The organism is Mycobacterium sp. 050272, assembly GCF_039023525.1.
In the GTDB taxonomy this organism is placed as follows: Bacteria; Actinomycetota; Actinomycetes; order Mycobacteriales; family Mycobacteriaceae; genus Mycobacterium.
The window spans coordinates 1-17,237 of record NZ_JBCHKV010000005.1 but is presented as its reverse complement, the minus strand read 5'-3'; the positions used below and the strand labels follow the sequence as shown (position 1 = coordinate 17,237).

Annotated in this window: 19 protein-coding genes; 11 read left to right on the top strand and 8 right to left on the bottom strand. The window is 64.5% G+C overall.

Annotated elements, in window-relative coordinates:
- Nucleotides 1–122: 122 nt before the first annotated feature.
- The 3 genes from AAHS21_RS12185 to AAHS21_RS12175 are packed head-to-tail and all read left to right on the top strand — an operon-like array spanning nucleotide 123 to nucleotide 2,397.
- Nucleotides 123–1,022, top strand: a complete 900-nt coding sequence (locus AAHS21_RS12185; RefSeq protein ID WP_342927936.1) for an NAD(P)-dependent oxidoreductase — start codon at nucleotides 123–125, stop codon at nucleotides 1,020–1,022.
- A 40-nt stretch (nucleotides 1,023–1,062) separates the two neighbouring features.
- The gene (locus tag AAHS21_RS12180; protein ID WP_342927935.1) at nucleotides 1,063–1,836 is read left to right on the top strand and encodes an SDR family oxidoreductase; all 774 of its coding nucleotides are present in this window, start codon (nucleotides 1,063–1,065) and stop codon (nucleotides 1,834–1,836) included.
- Nucleotides 1,837–1,860: 24 nt separating this feature from the next.
- A complete protein-coding gene (locus AAHS21_RS12175; RefSeq protein WP_342927934.1) occupies nucleotides 1,861–2,397 on the top strand; it encodes a VOC family protein in 537 nt (178 codons plus the stop codon).
- Between the two features lie 530 nt (nucleotides 2,398–2,927).
- Here AAHS21_RS12175 and AAHS21_RS12170 read toward each other — a convergent pair.
- The 5 genes from AAHS21_RS12170 to AAHS21_RS12150 form a co-directional block, all read right to left on the bottom strand.
- The gene (locus tag AAHS21_RS12170; RefSeq protein WP_342927933.1) at nucleotides 2,928–3,803 is read right to left on the bottom strand and encodes an LLM class F420-dependent oxidoreductase; all 876 of its coding nucleotides are present in this window, start codon (nucleotides 3,801–3,803) and stop codon (nucleotides 2,928–2,930) included.
- Between the two features lie 231 nt (nucleotides 3,804–4,034).
- Entirely contained in the window at nucleotides 4,035–4,499 is a 465-nt protein-coding gene (locus AAHS21_RS12165) for a MarR family transcriptional regulator (RefSeq protein WP_342927932.1), read from the bottom strand.
- A gap of 75 nt (nucleotides 4,500–4,574) precedes the next feature.
- Nucleotides 4,575–5,429 carry an LLM class F420-dependent oxidoreductase gene (locus tag AAHS21_RS12160; RefSeq protein ID WP_342927931.1) on the bottom strand — a complete coding sequence of 285 codons (855 nt, stop codon included), beginning with the start codon at nucleotides 5,427–5,429 and terminating at the stop codon, nucleotides 4,575–4,577.
- 32 nt (nucleotides 5,430–5,461) lie between these two features.
- The gene (locus tag AAHS21_RS12155; RefSeq protein WP_342927930.1) at nucleotides 5,462–6,277 is read right to left on the bottom strand and encodes an SDR family NAD(P)-dependent oxidoreductase; all 816 of its coding nucleotides are present in this window, start codon (nucleotides 6,275–6,277) and stop codon (nucleotides 5,462–5,464) included.
- Between the two features lie 195 nt (nucleotides 6,278–6,472).
- Nucleotides 6,473–6,919: a MarR family transcriptional regulator gene (locus tag AAHS21_RS12150; protein WP_342927929.1), complete on the bottom strand. Its 447-nt coding sequence runs from the start codon at nucleotides 6,917–6,919 to the stop codon at nucleotides 6,473–6,475.
- Between the two features lie 128 nt (nucleotides 6,920–7,047).
- Here AAHS21_RS12150 and AAHS21_RS12145 point away from each other — a divergent pair, with 128 nt between their 5' ends.
- Together AAHS21_RS12145 and AAHS21_RS12140 are read left to right on the top strand one after the other, a co-directional pair.
- Nucleotides 7,048–7,731 carry a hypothetical protein gene (locus AAHS21_RS12145; protein WP_342927928.1) on the top strand — a complete coding sequence of 228 codons (684 nt, stop codon included), beginning with the start codon at nucleotides 7,048–7,050 and terminating at the stop codon, nucleotides 7,729–7,731.
- A complete protein-coding gene (locus AAHS21_RS12140) occupies nucleotides 7,728–8,375 on the top strand; it encodes an NAD(P)H-binding protein (protein ID WP_342927927.1) in 648 nt (215 codons plus the stop codon). Before AAHS21_RS12145 ends, AAHS21_RS12140 begins: the two co-directional genes overlap by 4 nt.
- Nucleotides 8,376–8,379: 4 nt before the next feature.
- Here the strand turns inward: AAHS21_RS12140 and AAHS21_RS12135 are convergent, their stop codons facing one another.
- Nucleotides 8,380–9,225, bottom strand: coding sequence for a phytanoyl-CoA dioxygenase family protein (locus AAHS21_RS12135; protein WP_342927926.1), 846 nt, complete (start codon nucleotides 9,223–9,225; stop codon nucleotides 8,380–8,382).
- 115 nt (nucleotides 9,226–9,340) lie between these two features.
- On the opposite strand from AAHS21_RS12135, the gene AAHS21_RS12130 reads away from it, so the two are divergent.
- On the top strand, nucleotides 9,341–10,396 hold the full coding sequence (locus tag AAHS21_RS12130; protein ID WP_342927925.1) for an NAD-dependent epimerase/dehydratase family protein: 1,056 nt from the start codon (nucleotides 9,341–9,343) through the stop codon (nucleotides 10,394–10,396).
- Nucleotides 10,393–11,082, top strand: a complete 690-nt coding sequence (locus AAHS21_RS12125) for a hypothetical protein (protein WP_342927924.1) — start codon at nucleotides 10,393–10,395, stop codon at nucleotides 11,080–11,082. Before AAHS21_RS12130 ends, AAHS21_RS12125 begins: the two co-directional genes overlap by 4 nt.
- Nucleotides 11,083–11,101: 19 nt before the next feature.
- On the opposite strand, the gene AAHS21_RS12120 is transcribed toward AAHS21_RS12125, so the two are convergent.
- Nucleotides 11,102–12,379 (bottom strand): cytochrome P450, encoded by a 1,278-nt coding sequence (locus tag AAHS21_RS12120; RefSeq protein ID WP_342927923.1) that lies wholly within the window; start codon nucleotides 12,377–12,379, stop codon nucleotides 11,102–11,104.
- A gap of 54 nt (nucleotides 12,380–12,433) precedes the next feature.
- Here AAHS21_RS12120 and AAHS21_RS12115 point away from each other — a divergent pair, with 54 nt between their 5' ends.
- The 4 genes from AAHS21_RS12115 to AAHS21_RS12100 all read left to right on the top strand — a co-directional run bounded on the left by AAHS21_RS12115 (nucleotide 12,434) and on the right by AAHS21_RS12100 (nucleotide 16,178).
- Nucleotides 12,434–12,886: a VOC family protein gene (locus tag AAHS21_RS12115; protein WP_342927922.1), complete on the top strand. Its 453-nt coding sequence runs from the start codon at nucleotides 12,434–12,436 to the stop codon at nucleotides 12,884–12,886.
- Between the two features lie 258 nt (nucleotides 12,887–13,144).
- Nucleotides 13,145–14,167 (top strand): EcsC family protein, encoded by a 1,023-nt coding sequence (locus AAHS21_RS12110; protein WP_342927921.1) that lies wholly within the window; start codon nucleotides 13,145–13,147, stop codon nucleotides 14,165–14,167.
- 13 nt (nucleotides 14,168–14,180) lie between these two features.
- Nucleotides 14,181–14,651 carry an HD domain-containing protein gene (locus AAHS21_RS12105; protein WP_342927920.1) on the top strand — a complete coding sequence of 157 codons (471 nt, stop codon included), beginning with the start codon at nucleotides 14,181–14,183 and terminating at the stop codon, nucleotides 14,649–14,651.
- Between the two features lie 267 nt (nucleotides 14,652–14,918).
- Nucleotides 14,919–16,178, top strand: a complete 1,260-nt coding sequence (locus AAHS21_RS12100) for an HNH endonuclease signature motif containing protein (RefSeq protein ID WP_342927919.1) — start codon at nucleotides 14,919–14,921, stop codon at nucleotides 16,176–16,178.
- 239 nt (nucleotides 16,179–16,417) lie between these two features.
- Here AAHS21_RS12100 and AAHS21_RS12095 read toward each other — a convergent pair.
- The coding region (locus AAHS21_RS12095) for a LysR substrate-binding domain-containing protein (protein WP_342927918.1) at nucleotides 16,418–17,237 on the bottom strand (820 nt) is incomplete at its 5' end.

Below are 17,237 nucleotides of genomic sequence, written 5' to 3'. Positions count from 1 at the left end.
AAGCACTGCTGTATCTACGCTCGCGGCGCATCGCCCGCCACCCATGATGTGCGTTATTCTGCACAATGTTGTACTGTAAAACAGACAGACACGGTCGCAACGGACGAGGAGATGAGACAAGCATGGATCCTGACATTCGGATAGGTTGGCTGGGCACCGGCCGAATGGGGAGTGCCCTGGCGGCCCGCCTGATCTCGGGTGGTGTCGCGGTGACTGTCTGGAATCGGACCGCCTCGAAAGCCGCGCCGCTGGTGGACTTGGGTGCCTCGCGCGCGGACAACCTGGCCGCGTTGGGCCGCTGCGACATCGTGTTCGTCACCGTGATGTCTTCGCCAGATCTTCTGGCCGTCACGCTCGGGCCGGATGGGTTGTTGAGCAGCCGGCCCGCGCCGCGCATCCTCGTGAACTGTTCCACGGTGTCCGCCGAGGCCGCCGCGGAGGTCAGAACTGAGGCCGCGCGCCACAACGTCGAGTTTCTGTCGGCACCCGTCAGCGGCAACCCCGACGCGATTGCCGGTGGATCCGGATCCATCGTCGCTTCGGGCCCGGCGGAGGTCTTCGATGCGGTGCGGCCCTATCTGGAGGCGATCGCGGCCGGCGTGACCTACGCCGGCACGGGCGAGGAGGCGCTACTGGTCAAGCTGGCCCATAACTTGTTGGTGGGCATCATGACCGAAGCGTTAGCCGAGGCGACGACGCTGACGGAGAAGGGAGGCGTGGCACCCTCAGTGTTTCTCGATTTCATCGACGGCTCGGTTTTGGGATCGAAGTTGTTGTCCGCCAAGGGCAAAGCGATTCGTGCGCGCGACTACGAACCCACCTTTACCACCGCGGGCCTGCGCAAGGACTTCGATCTCGCCCTGGCCGCGGCGCGGGCGCTGGAGGTTCCGATGCCGGTCGCCGCGAGCACCCACCAACTGCTTCAGACCGCCATCGGACACGGATACGGCGAATCTGACTACGTCGCGCTCTACGCGATGGCAGCCCACGGCGCCGGGCTTGCCGATGATGAGCGCTCCTAGAAGTGCGTCCACCGACTCGTAACCCGAAGGGAGAAAGGTCATGAACGAGGAAACCATCAAGTCACCCGGCGGCGTTGCCATCGCGGGCAAGCATGCATTGGTGACCGGGGCGAACCGCGGTCTCGGAAAGGCATTCGTGCGAGAGCTGCTCGACGGGGGCGCGGCTCGCGTGTACGCGGCGGCCCGAAATCCGGACGCGGTCGACGTTGACGATGACCGGGTAGTCCCGATCCGCCTCGACGTCACCAACTCGGATGACGTCCGACGCGTGGTGTCGGAGTGCCCAGACGTCACAGTCCTGATCAACAACGCCGGGGCGATGCTGCGAAGCCCCCTGTTGGCCTCGCCCGACCTGAGCGCGGCGCGCAGTGAAATGGAGACTAATTACTTTGGAACACTGGCGATGTGCCGCGCATTCGCTCCCATTCTTGCCCGTCAAGGCGGCGGCGCGCTGGTCAACATCTTGTCGATCGCCAGTTGGTTCGCCTCTCCGTTCAACGGTTCTTACGGGGCGTCGAAATCCGCCGAGTGGGCCCTGACCAACGCGATTCGCGTCGAGCTGCGCGCGCAGAAAACCCTCGTCGTCGGCGTGCACGCGGGGTGGATCGACACCGACATGGCGGACAGCGTTGCAGAAGCGAAGCTTTCACCCGGCGACGTCGCTTCCCAGACGCTGGCGGCGATTCAGCACGGTGCCGAGGAGGTGTTAACCGATGACAGGACTCGCCACGTCAAGGCATCGCTGCCCCATGATCTCACTTCGCTGTACCCCGACGTTCAAAAGCGTTGGGACGCTGGCGACCTGCCCTGGTGAGGACGGACTCGAAAGGAGTCGCTGATGGCACTCGAACCCATGGCCGGCCTTGCCATCAACCACGTGGGGGTGACCGTCCCTGACATCAATGCGGCGATCGACTGGTATGGCGCGGTCTTCGGCTTCCGCTGCATCATGGGCCCGCGGGAGCTGCATTCTGACGGACACCCAGAGGCCGCGGGCGTGTTCGGCAGTCGGTTTCGCCGAGCCTGGCAGGCACATCTGCTGAGCGCGAATTCGGTTGGTATCGAACTCTTCCAGTTCGTCGATCCGCCCACGCGCGAACCGCGGTCGCCACAGGAGCCGGTGCGTTGGCTCGATCGCGGCCTGTGGCACTTATGCATCACCCACCCGGACGTCGCGGGCATGGTCGACCGCATCGTCGATCGGGGCGGCACGTTGCTGACGGCGCCGTACCATTTCGTGCCCGGCCGGTCCTGGATGCTGGCATACACCACCGATCCGTGGGGCACCGTGCTTGAGGTGATGAGTCACAGCTATGCCGAGGCGTTCAGCAATTGGCCTCAGCCGGGCCAGTTGTCGCCTCCTACGCTGCTGTGAGCGCCGTGCTTAGCGCTGTTCGACCACCTGCCGGCTCAGGGTGGCGATCGTGCAGCCGTTCTGTCCCGCACGCCACGCGTGGGGGGGCAGCCACGATGGTCACGGCGTGGCCGGTTCGAAGCCATGCTTCTCCGGTCTCGGATTCGAGCGCGACGGTGCCGCTGAGTACCAGGCAGTGGTCCACGCTGGACGTCGCGTGCAAGGGAATGTACGTGTGGGGTCCGATCGAGGTGATGCTCCAACTGATTTCGCCGTGGCCAGCGGCTGGCGGTGAATGTTCGGGCGCAGCGGTCTCGCTGAGCGGCCACAGTTGACAAAAGAGCACGGCTGACTCGCCCGGCGGTTGGTCAGCTGATTTCCACTCAAGGGCGGCCCTGGCCGCCGCATCGCTGAACGATATCGCTTCGGGTTGCAGCGTTTTGTCGGCCAGGATTGCCGAGCGTCCGTCGCCGGCAATCCCGATAACGACGACGCGAGCACTCACGACGGGCTACCCGCGACCGATGGCGTAAATGTGTTGACCCACATCATCACCCGTACTCGGCCAGTTGGGGGACGATCTGGTCGCCCAGTCGGGCAACGTAGCCGACTGGATCCGGATTGCCGGGCAGCGGACCAATGTTGATGAGCTCGACGCCGGCCTGAGCAAATCCCTCCACTGCGCGCCAGAATGCTGTCGGATCAGTGAACGGGTCGAGATGAGGTCCCATCATCAGGGTCTTGCGAATCTCGGCAGGGTCCCGTCCGATCACGTCGCAGTGCTGCCGCAGCACATCGATTTTGTGCGTAAAGTCCTCTGCTGTTGCGACACTGCTGTTCCATATATCGGCGTATTGGGCGACCAGCCGTAGCGTCTTCTTTTCCCCGGAGCCGCCAATGAGGATCGGTGGACGCCTAATGGGCGGCGGTTGGCAAATCGTTTCGGCGAGCTGATAGTGCCGACCGTGGTAGGGCCCGTCGTTGTCGCTCCACATTTGTCGGCAGATCTGGATTGACTCCTCGACCATCTCAAACCGTCGCGCCAGCGGTGGATAGGGAATACCGAGCGCGACGTGCTCACGCTCATACCACGCCGCGCCGATGCCGAGCACGGCACGGCCCTGCGACAGGACATCCAATGTGGTGAGCGTTTTGGCAAGGACACCGGGATGGCGGTACGTCACCCCGGTCACCAACATGCCCAGGGAGATCTTTTCTGTCTGTGCGGCAACGAATCCCAGCGACGTGTAGCCCTCCAGGAAGGGATCAGTTGCCTGGCCGATCCCTTCCATCTGGAACATGTGGTCGGCCAGCGTGAACATGGCTGCCCCCGCCTGTTCGGCGCGCTGGGCCGACGCCACCAGGGTTGGTGCCAACTGCTGCGGATCGCCCGGCAGAAAGTCGATGAAATGTATTCCTAGATCCATGTCTTCGTCATCCCTCTCCGTCTGAGGATCGCTGCGTCAGCGGCCGCCAGCTGCGGCCGCCCACCGCGGTGTGGTCGGGAGGTGACCGTCCCGATAATCATTTCGCGCCAAGGAATACGGGTCACCGAAAGGCTAAGACGTCATGTAATCAAAGTAGCTTGATCAATCTAGGCTGTCAATATAGCTTGACGGATCGCGCTGCGCCCTAGCTGAACGAGTTCGAATCGTTGCTTAGTTCTGCGGATCGGTCGCGGCGGCGGTGGTCACCCGATCCAATACGGCCATCGCATCGATGATGGTTTGTCGCTCAGCTTGGGTGCAGTGGCGAGAAAGTGCGTTGGTCAACCATTCATCAGCGATACGGTTCCGCCCGGTGATCACGTTCTCTCCGGCGGCGCTGAGCGACACCACTATTCGCCTGCGGTCGGTCGGGTCCGGCCGTCGTTTGATGAGCCGCTTGGCCGCAAGCGCACTCAGGATGGGTGTGATGGCTTGCGGTCGCACCTTTTCGGCGTGCGCGAGGTCGGCGGCTGACATTGGCCCTTCTTTGCCGAGTCGACTGAGTATGGCCAGCTGTGGGGGAGTCAGTTCCGAATTGTCCGCGCTCGCCAGAAGCTGGCGGCGCAGCCTGCTGAACACCACCCGCAAATCGTGCGCGGCGCGCGCGGCTGATCGGTAGGTATGGTCCGCAGTCACATGTCGCAGGATATCCGCAGCAGAGCCTTTCCCAAGCTGTCTTGATCAAAACCGCTTGAGCTAGTTCCCTCGCTGCTACCGGGGAGTCAGTAGCCCCGAGTCTCGGATCGCATGGGCCAGCTTCTCGAGCTCGGCCGGTTCATACGGGGTCGGCAGATAGATGATCGCCAAGTCCAGGCCGCGATCGCCTAAGGCTGCGCATCCGTCGATCACCTGCGCGAGATCGGTTTCCGCGTCCCATGCGAGTTGCGCTGAGATCCGGATTTCTTGAGGGTCGCGGCCGACGTCGGCGCAGTGGGCGAACAGCACATCACGTTTGTGGGCAAAGACATCCGGTGTGCCGTTGGAGAAGTTCCAATGCTGCGCATACTTGGCCGTGATCCTCAGGGTTCGCTTCTCGCCGCCGCCGCCGATGCAGATCGGCGGGTGTGGACGCTGCGGACCCTTGGGCTCATTGCGGGCCCCTTTGAGTCGATAGAAGCTGCCATTGAAGTCGGTGGTCTCTTGGGTCAGTAGTGCGATGAGCACCTGACAGGCTTCCTCAAATCGATCCAGTCGTTCGGTGACCGACCCCAGTTCGATGCCGTAGGCGTCGGATTCCTGCTGATTCCAGCCGGCGCCGATGCCCAGCTCTAGTCGGCCGCCGGAGATGATGTCCAGTGCGGCGACCATATTGGCAAGGACCGCCGGGTGGCGGTAGTGGATGCCGGTGACGAGCGCCCCCAACCGCAGTCGCGTGGTTGCCTGCGCCAACGCCGTCAGAGTGGTCCACCCTTCGAGGCACGGACCGTTGGGATTGGGGAACAGCGGGTAGAAATGGTCGAAGACCCAACCCGACTCGAAAACCTCCATTTCGTCCGCGGCCCGCCACAACCCGAGCATGTCGGGCCACGTCGAGTTCTGCGGGGGAGTCTTGAACGCGAATTGCATGCGCGCCACCACCTTTGCAACTTCTAGGTCTGCTAATTCCGCTGCAACTGGCTCACCGCTGGAATGTTGCGGGTAGCCAGCAGTCCTCCGTTGACCGGCAACTCGATGCCTGTGATGAAACCCGCGGCGTCGGAGGCCAAAAACAAGGCCGCCTCGGCGATGTCGACGGGCCGGCCGGGCCGCGTCAGCAGCATCGAGGCGAAAGCCGCTGCGGCTTCCGGATTTGCCTCCAACAGCGCCTGCGCTTTGTCGGTGAGAATTGGCCCGGTGATGATGGTGTTGGACCGCACGCCCGCCGAGGCGAAATCGACGGCGATCTGACGGCTCAGTGCGTTCATCGCGCCTTTTACCGCGGAATATCCGGCTGCCTTGGGCACGCCGATCAAGGAACTCGACGCGGAGACGTTGACGATCGCGCCCGCGCCCGTCCGACTCAGATGTGGCAGAGCGTACTTGCAGGCCCAGAATTGCCCGAAAAGTCCCGGGATGATGATGGCGTTCAGCTTGTCGGTGCTCAAGGTTGCGACGTCGTTGTCACCGCCTGCGACCACATCGGTCGGAGCGGCGTTGTTGACCAAAATGTCGAGGCGTCCGTAGGCCCGGACCGCGCCCTCGACCGCGCGGGCAACGTCGTCTTCGATCCCGATATCCATGGCGACAAAGGTCGCGTCACCGCCGGATGCGCGAATCCGTTCTTCGGTTGCCACGCCGGCCGATTCGGTACGACCTGTGATCACCACGTGTGCGCCGGCTTCGGCAAAGCGCTGCGCGATCTTCTCGCCAATGCCGCGGGTTGACCCGGTAATGAGTGCACTCTTGCCCTGCAGGCCAGCGCTGGGATGTGCCATAAAAGTCGCCTCTTTCGACCTCGAACAGTCATCATAGGTTGATCAACCTAGATTAAGTAAATACGACCGTAACGCCATTGCTGTGAGTGCGCAACTGGCCTTATCGAGATGCGAAGCGGGGACGTAACGACTTATGCTGGGGCCCAGCATCTCTCGGGGAGGGGTATTGCCAGAGGGCACGGTCACCCGGGCGCGTTATTCGACGGCGTAGACATCCGCGGTTTCGAGGTTCTCGGCGCAGCGCATCAAGAGTTCGGCGAGCCGGTTGCGCGTTGGGGCTGACATTCCCTGCACCATCACCGATTCGACCTGGCGTACCGCCGAGTCCCCGCCTGCGAGGAGTTGGGCGCCCCGTGCGGTCAGTTGCAGTGAGCGGGCCCGACCGCGCGCCGGTGCGCTGGATGGCTCGACGTGTCCGTCGGCCCGCAGCGTGTTCAGCACGTCCTGCAGGGACTGCCGCGTGACGAAGCAGAGCCGAGCCAGTTCCGCCGCCGACGCCTCGGGATGGGCGGCAAGTGCTCGCAGTACCGAGTACTGAGCCATCGACAGTCCCGTCGGCTTCAGCGCGGTATCGCAATGGCGTCGCAGGGACTGTTGTACTCGTTTGATCAGGTATCCCGGGCCCTGCTCTGCTTCCGTCATGTTAGGAACCTTACATCTATGCTACCGTCGTAAATGTAAGGAACCTGACATATAAGGAGTCTAGCGATGATCCCTGAATCTCCGGAGCGGTCGCGGGTCGTCGCCGACGCGGCTCACGGTGCACTCCGATGATCATCACGCCGATGATCCTGGCTGCGCTGACGACGTTCGACGTGGCGGCCGAGAAGCACGCTTCGGTGTTGGCGTCGTTGTGTACTGCTGCAGAGGAATTTGCTGCGGGCAGAACTGATTTCGCCGGCGGGGCCTGGTTGACCAGGGTGCCCGGGCCAGGGCCGGCGGTGACACCCGGCACCGAGCGTCTCGTGCAATACCTGCAATGGGACAACGGAGCCGACGCCGGCGGGCCGACAATCGCGGGCCACGCCGGCGCCGGGCCTCGGGAAAGCACCGTCGTCAGCAGCGACCTGTACCGAGTCGGCGCCGTCGTGAGCGGTGACGGTCTCGGCCGCGCGGTAATCGAGATGCCGCAGCCGGGCAGTCAACTGGTCACCGGCATCATCACTATCGAACCCGTGCCGGGCAAGCAGAACTGGATCAATGAATACAACCAGAGCGAAACGCGTGACCACATTCAGTACCTTTCAGGCTTCGTCTCGGCTAGCTTCCTGATGGCCGAAGACAGTGCACTCCTCGCCGAAGTGGTGCAGTGGGCCTCGATCGATCACTTCACCGCGGCGTTCCACGACGACCGGTTCCGCGAACACATCGATGTTGCCAACCACTATTCGACGTCGGAGCTCGCTATTTATCGGGTGGATCGAACCCTGGAGCGAATCGAGGTACGACGGTGAGCACCGTGGCGGTATTCGGCGCCACCGGTCGAACCGGGGCGCACATCGTCGATCAAGCACTGACGCGTGGGTACCGCGTCATCGCTATCGCCCGGCATCCAGCGGCGCTCGGCGGCATCGCAGCGAAGTGGTCGGCTAGCGGGCGACTGCGCACCGCCACCGCTGACGTACGCGACCCGGCGTCGGTGGACGCCGCCGTCCACGAGTCAGAGGCCGTCATCTCGGCCATCGCCAGTGCGGGGCGTCATCCCCATCAGTTATTTTCGGCGGGCACGCACAACATCGTCAATTCTCTACGGCACCAACGGATTTCCCGATTTATCTGTGTCTCCTCGCGCGGGGTCAATTTTCGCGACCCGGCGCTTCCTCTGATCTACCGGGCGGTGATTCGTCCGTTGTTCCTGCGTGAGGTGTACGCCGACATGCAAGCGATGGAGGCCATCGTGCGAGAGAGCGACCGGCAGTGGACCCTGGTCCGCGCAGCACGCTTGACCGACGCCCGCGCGCGCGGCGACTACCGCATCGAAGACGGACACAATCCGCGGGGAGGATGGACGCTGTCGCGCGCCGACCTCGCCGCCTTCGTCCTCGACCAATTGGACACACCTGAGTGGATCCGCCGCACTCCGACACTGGCGTACTGAGGTCTTACGGCTGCTCCAACAGTCGCAACGGGTGCAGGCCGTCGACGGCGCCGACGAACGGCGGGTGGATGCTGTAGCCGATCATGCGCTGGATGTCGGCGGAGAGCCGTCGCGCGACGTCCTGCGGCACCGACAGTGCGAAGGCCTCCATCGTCCGCAGCCATGGCTGGCAGTACTGGGCGGTGACGGCCAGCCGTGACTGGTCGGTGGTGTTGGCGCCGCCACCGTGCCAGAGCGTTCCCACGAAAAAGACGCAGGAGCCGGCGGGCATGACGACGGGTATCGACTTGTCGTCGGGGCCGGGTGGGCGGTTGGGCCAGCGGTGGCTGCCGGGGAAGACGACGGTGGCGCCGTTGTCGGCGGTGAAGTCGTCGATGGCCCAGATTGTCGCGGCGGCCAATGGGTCTCGCGGTCGGGGAATCGGGTAGAACCCGTCGTCGTGGTGGGGCAGTTGCGCGGCCTCGCCGGGCTGAATGTTGATGGCCTGCAACGCCGAAAGCAGGTAGTTGGGCATCAACAGCCGATCGAGCACCGCCAGCACGCGCGGATGTTCGACAATTCGGTCGCACTGGCGGGTCCTGCTCAGCACGCTGTAGATGCGCTGGGTTTTTCGGCCTTCGAAGGCGTTGCGTCCGGTATGGCCGAGCCAGGGGGTGACGGTGTCGCGGATCTGCTCGCACTCGTCGGCGCTGAGCAGGTTCTCCCAGATGACATAACCGTCGCGATCGAGGGCCGCCATGTCGGCGTCGACGATCGCCGGGTCGACTTGTGTGCCGCTGCTCGGCGTCCATTTATGCCGGCCCGCCAAGTCGTTCTTCAGGTCGGCCAGCGTCGTGACGGGCTCGTTCATGTATCGACAGTGGACCTCGGCTGACCGCTGGTCAAGCAGGCCGCGCGGGGTGGGATCGAACGACCCGCACCCGCGGGACTTCCGCCCCTGTTGCGGCGGCTTGGAAGATGGTCGGATGCCTGGTGAACCCGCGGCCACCAGCCATACCAGCAAGGACGTCATGCCCCGCACCGCCTACGTCACCGGAGCGGCCGGTTTCGTCGGCCGTCATCTGACCGAACGCCTGGTCGCGGACGGCTGGCACGTCACGGCGTTGTGCCGGCCAACCGACCGGGTCGAGGTGCTGCCACCCGAGGTCGACGTGCGATTCGGTGACGTCACCGATGCGTCCACCGTCACCGACTCACTGTCGCCCGGCACCGACGCGGTCTTCCATCTGGCCGCCAACACCACGACGTGGTCCCGGAATAGGAGGGCCCAGTTTCATGACAACGTCGCAGGCACCGCGGCGGTCGTCGACGCTGTGCGCGCTCGCGGCGCGCGGCGGCTGATCTACACGTCGTCGATCTCCTCGTTCGGGTATCAGCCCGGTGTGGTGATCGACGAGCGCACCCCGTCGAATGTGTTGCGGCGCGGGGACAACTACGGCAAGAGCAAACGAGCTGCCGAAGAACTGATTCTGGACGCGTGCGCACGCCGCGGCCTCGATGCTCTGATCCTCAACCCCGTCAACATCCTTGGCGCCTACGACGCGACCAACTGGTCGCGGCAACTGATCCTTCCGATTGCCAGCGGCAACCTGCGGCTGGTACCACCCGGGTCGGCGACGTGGGCCTGGGTCCGCGATGTGGTGGAAGCACAGCTGGCCGCGGTGACCGCCGGCGGCACCGCGCAGCGCATCGTCCTCGGCGGGGTCCGCGCGTCCTTCAAAGAGGTCGTCAACACCATCGAGGAGCTGCTGGGCAAACCGCCGACCACGCGGGTGACTCCGCGACTGGTCGTCGCCTTGCTGTGCGCGGCATCGACGGTCAGCTCCGCGCTCACCGGTCGCGAGCCGGAATTGACTGTCGCCAAGTATCGGCGTGCGGTGGGGGATTTGCGAGTAGACGACCAGGTGGCCCGCGAGGAACTCGGGCTGAACCACACGCCGCTGAAACAACAACTTGCCGACACCGTCGCCTGGCTTACCCAGATCGGGTCGTTGGGTTCGGAAAGAGTTGACAGACAATGACTATCGTGGACAAAGGCAGCGATTTCGGAGTCGATTGGGTAGATGTCACCATCGAGCCGAATCACGTCGAGCAGTTCGGCGACGCGGATGTGCGGATCTACGAGGCAACTATCGCGCCCGGGGCCGCCACCATGTTTCACCGCCACACCTTCGACACCCTCTACGTCGTCACCGCGGGTGGTAGGTTCCGCTCCGAGGAGCCGGGACATCAGGACCCGGGTACCCGCCCGGGGCGGTCCACGCCGCTGCTGCGGCAGCTGGGGTGGCTGCTCGCCCGCAAGTTTGGCGGCGGTTGGATTTCGATGCCCACCGGCACGCTCATCGCGCAGCCGCACCGCACGCACCCCCTGATCCACCGCGTCGTCGGCGCCCCCGCCAACGCCGCGCCGATCCGCATGCTCGGCGTCGAGCTGCACCGCGACCGGCCGGCGTCGGGCACCCTGCCCAGTGCACCCGGGATTCGGGTGGAGAACCCGGGCCACCCGTGGCCGGCCTATCGGCTGACCATCCCGGCCGGCGGCCGGCCGCTGGAGGTCACGCTGGCCGGCGGCGGAGTGCTGGTCGTCGTGGCGGGTACGGCCGAGCATGATGGGCAGGCTTTGCGTCCCGGCGAGGCGGTGCGGCTACCGGCGGGACGTCATGCGCTGGGGCCTGGGCCCATGGAAGCGGTACTGATCCCGTTGTGAAGCAACGGTTTTGGTCATTTCACCACGGCCGCGGGGTTTGCCGGCTTTGTCCCGGGGTGAAGGTGACCGGCAGAGTGCCCAGCCCGGTCATGGCGGGGTTGCCCAGGTATTGCTGGACGCCGTCTTCGTCGACCTCGTAGTCGGGCATGCGGTCGAGCACCGCTTTGACCATGACCTCGGACATGACGCGGGCCAGATGCGAGCCTATGCAGCGGTGCGGGCCGAGGCCGAACGCGACGTGTCGGTTGGGGGAGCGGTCGAGGACGACTTCGTCGGGCTTTGCGAATTCTTGCTCGTCGTGATTGGCGGACAGCCAGCTGATGATGACGCGGTCGTTCTTGCGCAGGCATTGGCCTTGCAGCTCAACGTCTTTGGAAACTGTGCGGCTTAGCGTGCGGTTGACCGAGAAGTAGCGCAGGAATTCGTCGGTGGCGGTGCGGTAAAGCTGGGGGTTTTCGATGAGCTGCTGCCGTAGGTCCGGGTGGGTGCCGAGATACCTTAGCGTGAGCGCGGTTTGGGAGGTGGTGGTGTCGACACCACCGGCGATCAGGTTCCAGAGGATGTTGAGTAGCTGTTCGTCGGTGAGGCGTTGCCCGTCGAACTCGAATTGGATGAGGAAGCTGGTCAGGTCGTCGGTCGGTTTGGCTCGCCGGGCGGCCGCGTACTCGAGGACCTCTTGCATCATGGCGGGGACTTTGGCGATGGCGTCGGCGTACTCGGCGCTGTCCTGCGGGACGGCCATGACGTTGTGGAACAGGGTCGCGTAGAGCGCCCAGTTGTCGTGGGGCAGGCCCATCAGCTTCATGGTGAGGATGGCCGGGACGGGGCTGGCGTAGTCGAGGACGAGGTCCAGCTGGCCGTGTTCGATGCGTTGATCCAGGAAGTGGTGTGCGGTGTCTTCCATGAAGGGTCGGAGTCTGTCGACGGCGCCCGGGGAGAGGAACGGGGCGAGCGCGTGTCGCAGCGCGAGGTGGTAGGGCCCGTCTATTTCGCCGATGCCCAGGGCCGGTTGGTTGTCGGGGCGGGGGATGCCCATCTCGCCTTGGTAGTCGACGCCGTCGGGGGCGTTGGGTTGGTATTTGTGGGCGAAGGTGTCGCCGTCGCGGGCCATTTGGCTGACCGCGGCGTAGCTACTCGCGTACCAAAAGCCGTCGTAGTTGGTGTTCCAGGCGACGGGGCAGCGTTGTCTCAGCTCGGCGTTGACCGCTTCTTGGTTGGCGTTGAAGTCGTCCGAGTGATGGTCGAAGTCGACCACGGCGTCGGGGCTGACGTCGGGCGGGGTGGGCGTTGACTGCATTCTGGCTATCTTTGCATTATTACGCTTTTGGCCCAGGCAACTGAAGTAGGAGAGATGACGGAGCATCGAACGGTTTTCAACCACGTCGGTCTGTGTGTTCGGGATACCGAGCGGTCGCGCCGGTTCTACGAGGAAGTGCTCGGTTTCCAGTACTGGTGGGAGCTCGAACCGCCCGACAACATGACAGCGCAGGTGGTGCAGCTTCCCGAGCCGCTCGGGGTGAAGGCGACGTATCTGGTGAAAGACGGCTTTGTGCTCGAACTCATCGACTATTCGAGACGCGAAGTGCATGCCGGGCCGACGCGTGTCATGGATGAGGTTGGGCTGACCCACATTTCGCTATCAGTCTCTGATCTTGCTGCTGTGTTGGCGATGGTTCCAGAGCTCGGGGGATCGGTGGTCGAAGAGGCGGTGTCGGACATGATGGGCATCATCCGCGACCCGGACGGGCAGATCATCGAGCTGGTTACGGACGGTTGGCTGGCGGCACTGCCACCGCGGCCGTAGGAATGGTCGATGGCGAGCGGACAGCGACGACTGGCGGCCAGACAACGCTGATGTCGATCGAGGTCGGCGGCGTAGGCGCTAGTTGGGCGCCGCAGGTCGCGTCGAAACCTGCATCGAGGCGTATGGCGGATTTCCCGCGCTCAGCGAGCAGATTTGAGCTGCGCGGCCACCGGCGGCGGCTTGCAGGCCCGAGCCAGCCTGCTGACTTCTCCCGCCTGTGCTGTGATGTTGCTCAGAACATCACGTGGGGAGCAGCAGGTGGCGCTATCTGACTACGAGCACGAACAGCTCGAGAAGGTCGCCACGCACAAGGAGCGCGTCCTCGGGCGCAAGTCACGCCGGCTGCTTCCCTTCGATGTAAGAGGCATTGGGCCGGGCCTGGTCAACAAACTGCTGAACGCTCCGGGCGTCAAGACGGTGACCGAACCCGTCGTCGCGGTGGTGGACACCACGGCCGAGGGTGCGGGCAAGGTCATGAGCAGGACGAGCCAACTCACGACATCCGAGTCGCTCGTCATCGGCACGTATGCGAAAAAAGGTCATGCGGTACAAAACCTCGATGACATCAAGAAACTCGACCTGAAGACCATCGACGACGTGGCGTCGTTCACTCTGCTGCATCACGCCTACTCGCTATCGGCAGCCGCAGAAGGTGCGGCAGCCGGCCTCGTCATCAGCGGCGGCGAGGCGGTGACAGCCGCGGGGGCGGCGGCAACGGCCGGGGCCGCGGCCGTTCCCGGATTGGGGGCGGTCGCTACGGCGATGGGCGTCGATGCCGCAGCGCTGTTGACCGCGTGCACTGGAGTGGTGGCTCAGCACGCGCTCTATTACGGCTACGACCCGCGCGACCCCGCCGAAGAGATCTTCCTGATGCAAGTCATCGGTTTGGGGCTGGCTGGCTCAACGTCAGCGAAAGCCGCTGCCTACCAACAGCTTGCGATATTGACCGAAAGCCTCGCCCGAGACGACACCTGGCACGAACTCGACCAACAAGCGTTCGCCAAGGTGGTTCAGAAGTTCGCCGTCAACTTCGTCGAGTCCTTGGCGAGCAAGAAACTTGGTCAGTTGGTGCCCATCATCGGAGTCGGTATCGGCGCGGCCTTGAACTGGAAGGCGGTCACCGCGATTGCCGATGCTGCCTATTGGGCGTACCGCGAGCGCTTCTTGTACGACAAGGGCGGCCGATTCGACCCCATCGCCACCAACAACGAAGAGCCCGACGACGCCGCGATCGACGTCATCGACATCCTCAAGTCGGAAGGCCTCCACCCCGGCGAGTGAAAGGACGGCCGCGTTGGACCCCATAGCTGTGGCAGACGCGATCGCGGCCGAGGCGCACGCGGGCCAGGTCGACAAGGCCGGCATGCCCTACGTCGGACACGTTCGCCGAGTGGCTTCTTATGTGGATCCCGCCAATACCGATGCCGTGGTCGCGGCCTTGCTGCACGACGTTATTGAGGACACGGGTTTCGACGCGGCGGAACTGAGCGATCGCGGCATCCCGCAAGCGGCGATCGACGCGATCGAGCTGCTCACCCGCCGCAGCGACCAACCGTCGGCCACCTACTACCAGCGCATCAGCGAGCACCCGACCGCGCGGGAAGTGAAGCTCGCGGATCTCGCCGACAACACCGATCCCGACCGCCTGGCAAACCTGAGCGAGTCCGACCGTGCCCGACTCACTCAGAAGTACGCGGGCGCCTACGCAGCGCTCGGCGCTGACTTTGATGACGGCGTTCGCCGCAGAGCCCTTGCAGCACAATAACGTTCGACGATTGCTGTGACGGCGCCGCCGGTTTGGGACTGCGCGGAGGCCAGATACAGCGTCCATGTCAGCGGCGGACTGAGTGGTATGACCTGACTTCGCTGACTATTTGGGGTTGGCGGGGGTTGCGACGAGCCACCGCCATCCACGGTCGATGGTCGGCAAGAGTCTGTGGACAAACTCGTGACTGTGGATAGGGACGCGAGGCATGCCTGGTGCGGAGTTGAGCGGCCGGGATATGTCGTACCCGGCTGCGAGGATGTTGTTATGTCTTCGACCACATCGGTTTCCGTGGCGGTGAGCCCTAAGCAGCGCCTTGAGGTGTTGTTTGAGGAGTTGGCGGAGTTGGCCGGCCAGCGCAATGCGATTGATGGGCGCATTGTGGAGATCGCCGCTGAGATCGATCGGGACGAGTTGTGCGGAATGACGGGTGCGCGCTCGGTCGCGGCGTTGCTGGGCTGGAAGCTGGCCTTGTCCTCGGCCAATGCCCACACGATCACCACGGTGGCGCGTCGGCTCGAGGAGTTTCCGCGGTGTGCGGCGGGCATGGCCCAGGGTCGGTTGTCGCTGGATCAGGTCGGGGTGATCGCGGCGCGGGCGGGTCAGGGATCCGATGAGCATTATGCGGAGCTGGCGGCGGTGGCGACGGTCAGCCAGTTGCGTACCGCGGTCAAGCTGGAACCACGACCCGACCCGGATGCGGCGCGGCCGGACCCGCAGGCCTCGATCAGCCAGAGCTCTGATGAGGAGTTCACGTGTTGGCGGATCAAACTTCCGCACCTGGACGCGGCCAAGTTCGATGCGGCACTGGCGTCTCATCGCGACGCGCTTTTCGCCGAGTGGAAACGCGATCACGCCGAAAGCGCCGCCGAGGACAGGCCCCCGCTGCCGACCGCCATCGACGCGTTGATGCGCCTGGTCGAGACGGGGTGGGATAGTGAGGTGGCCCGCCGACCGCATGGGCAGCACACCACCGTGGTCGTGCACCTCGATATTGAGCAGCGTGCTGCGGCGCTGCATCTGGGTCCGTTACTCACCGATGCCGAACGCCGCTACCTGACCTGTGATGCCACTTGCGAAGTCTGGTTCGAACGCGACGGCGAACTCATCGGCGCCGGCCGATCCACCCGGGTGATCAGCCGGCGGCTCCGTCGCGCCCTCGAGCACCGCCACCGCAGCTGCGCGATCCCCGGCTGTGGGGCCACCCGCGGTCTGCACGCACATCACATCGTGCACTGGGAAGACGGCGGCCCCACCGAGTTGGCCAACCTGGTGCTGCTCTGCCCGTATCACCACCGGTTGCATCATCGGGGCGTGATCACCATCACCGGGCTTGCTGACGCTCTCATCGTCACCGACGAGGACGGCCGACCACTGAGCGCAGGATCGCTCGCGCGTCCACCCACTCGTCCCCGGCCCGATGTCCCACCGTGCCCCGGGCCCATCGGTGAGCGCGCCGACTGGTGGTGGTATGACCCCTTCCAACCCCAACCACCACCGACAACCAACCAGACCGGTGAACGGTGAGGACTGCGTCAAAGCTCAAACGGGTTGCGGCATCAAGAAATTCGTTCGCGATATGCGCAGCAACTGCATCGTGAAATTCAGCGCTGACAACCAGGGCCGCACCACCGGCGCGCCAGCCCGGCGACCTCGGCAACGCCCTCACCGCGATCCGCGCCGACGTGCGCAATAACGTGAGCCAACTCGGGCCCGACTTCGACGACGGAGTGCGCCGCAGATACCCTGCAGCACAATGAATTTCATCAGTCGACGTAGCGGGTGATGGTGTCGACGAGTGCCCGTACCGCGCCGCCGGTTTGGGACTGCGCGCAGGCCAGATACAAGGTCCAGGTCAGCGGCGGGCTCAGCGGAATGACCCGTAGGTCGGGGAACCGTTCGGCCGCACTGATCGGCAGCACGGTCGCGGCCAGTCGATGCCTGACGAGTTCGGCGGCGATCGCGTAATCGGCAACCTCATACGCACTCGTCGGCCGCACGCCGGCCGCGGCGAAACCCGCATCGAGGCGCTGGCGGATTCCCCACCCGCGCGGGAAGTTGATGAAGTCAAGCCCATCGAGGTCGCCTAGCTTCACTTGTCGGCGACGCGCCAGCGGATGGCTGGATTCGCAGACGAAGACCATCGGCTCGTGGGTCAGTTCCCGCAACGCGACTAGCCGCGACGGCGAGGAGGAGAGGGAGACCAGGGCGAGATCCATCTTGCCGTCGGCAATCGCGTCCAGATGACCGGCCGACCCGGTCAGGCTCTGCCGCAACTGAATCGAGACCAACGGGTGCAGGCGGCGGAACTCTTCTAGCACGGCCGCCAGGTTCAGCCCGCCCCACGACATCAGCGTGCCGAGCGTGACGCTGCCGGTCAGCTGGTCGCGATAGTCGGCCACCGACGCCTGCGCCCGCTGCGCGGTATGGATGACCTCGCGGGCATGTTGGAGGAAGACCTCACCGGGTGCGGTGAGTACGATCTGGCGCTTGTTGCGTCCTGAAAGTTGGACTGGACTAGCGGGTGGAAGTCCCGTCCCGGTAGGTACCGGAGCGCCGGGTAGCAGGCCCCGGTTCGTCGTGGAG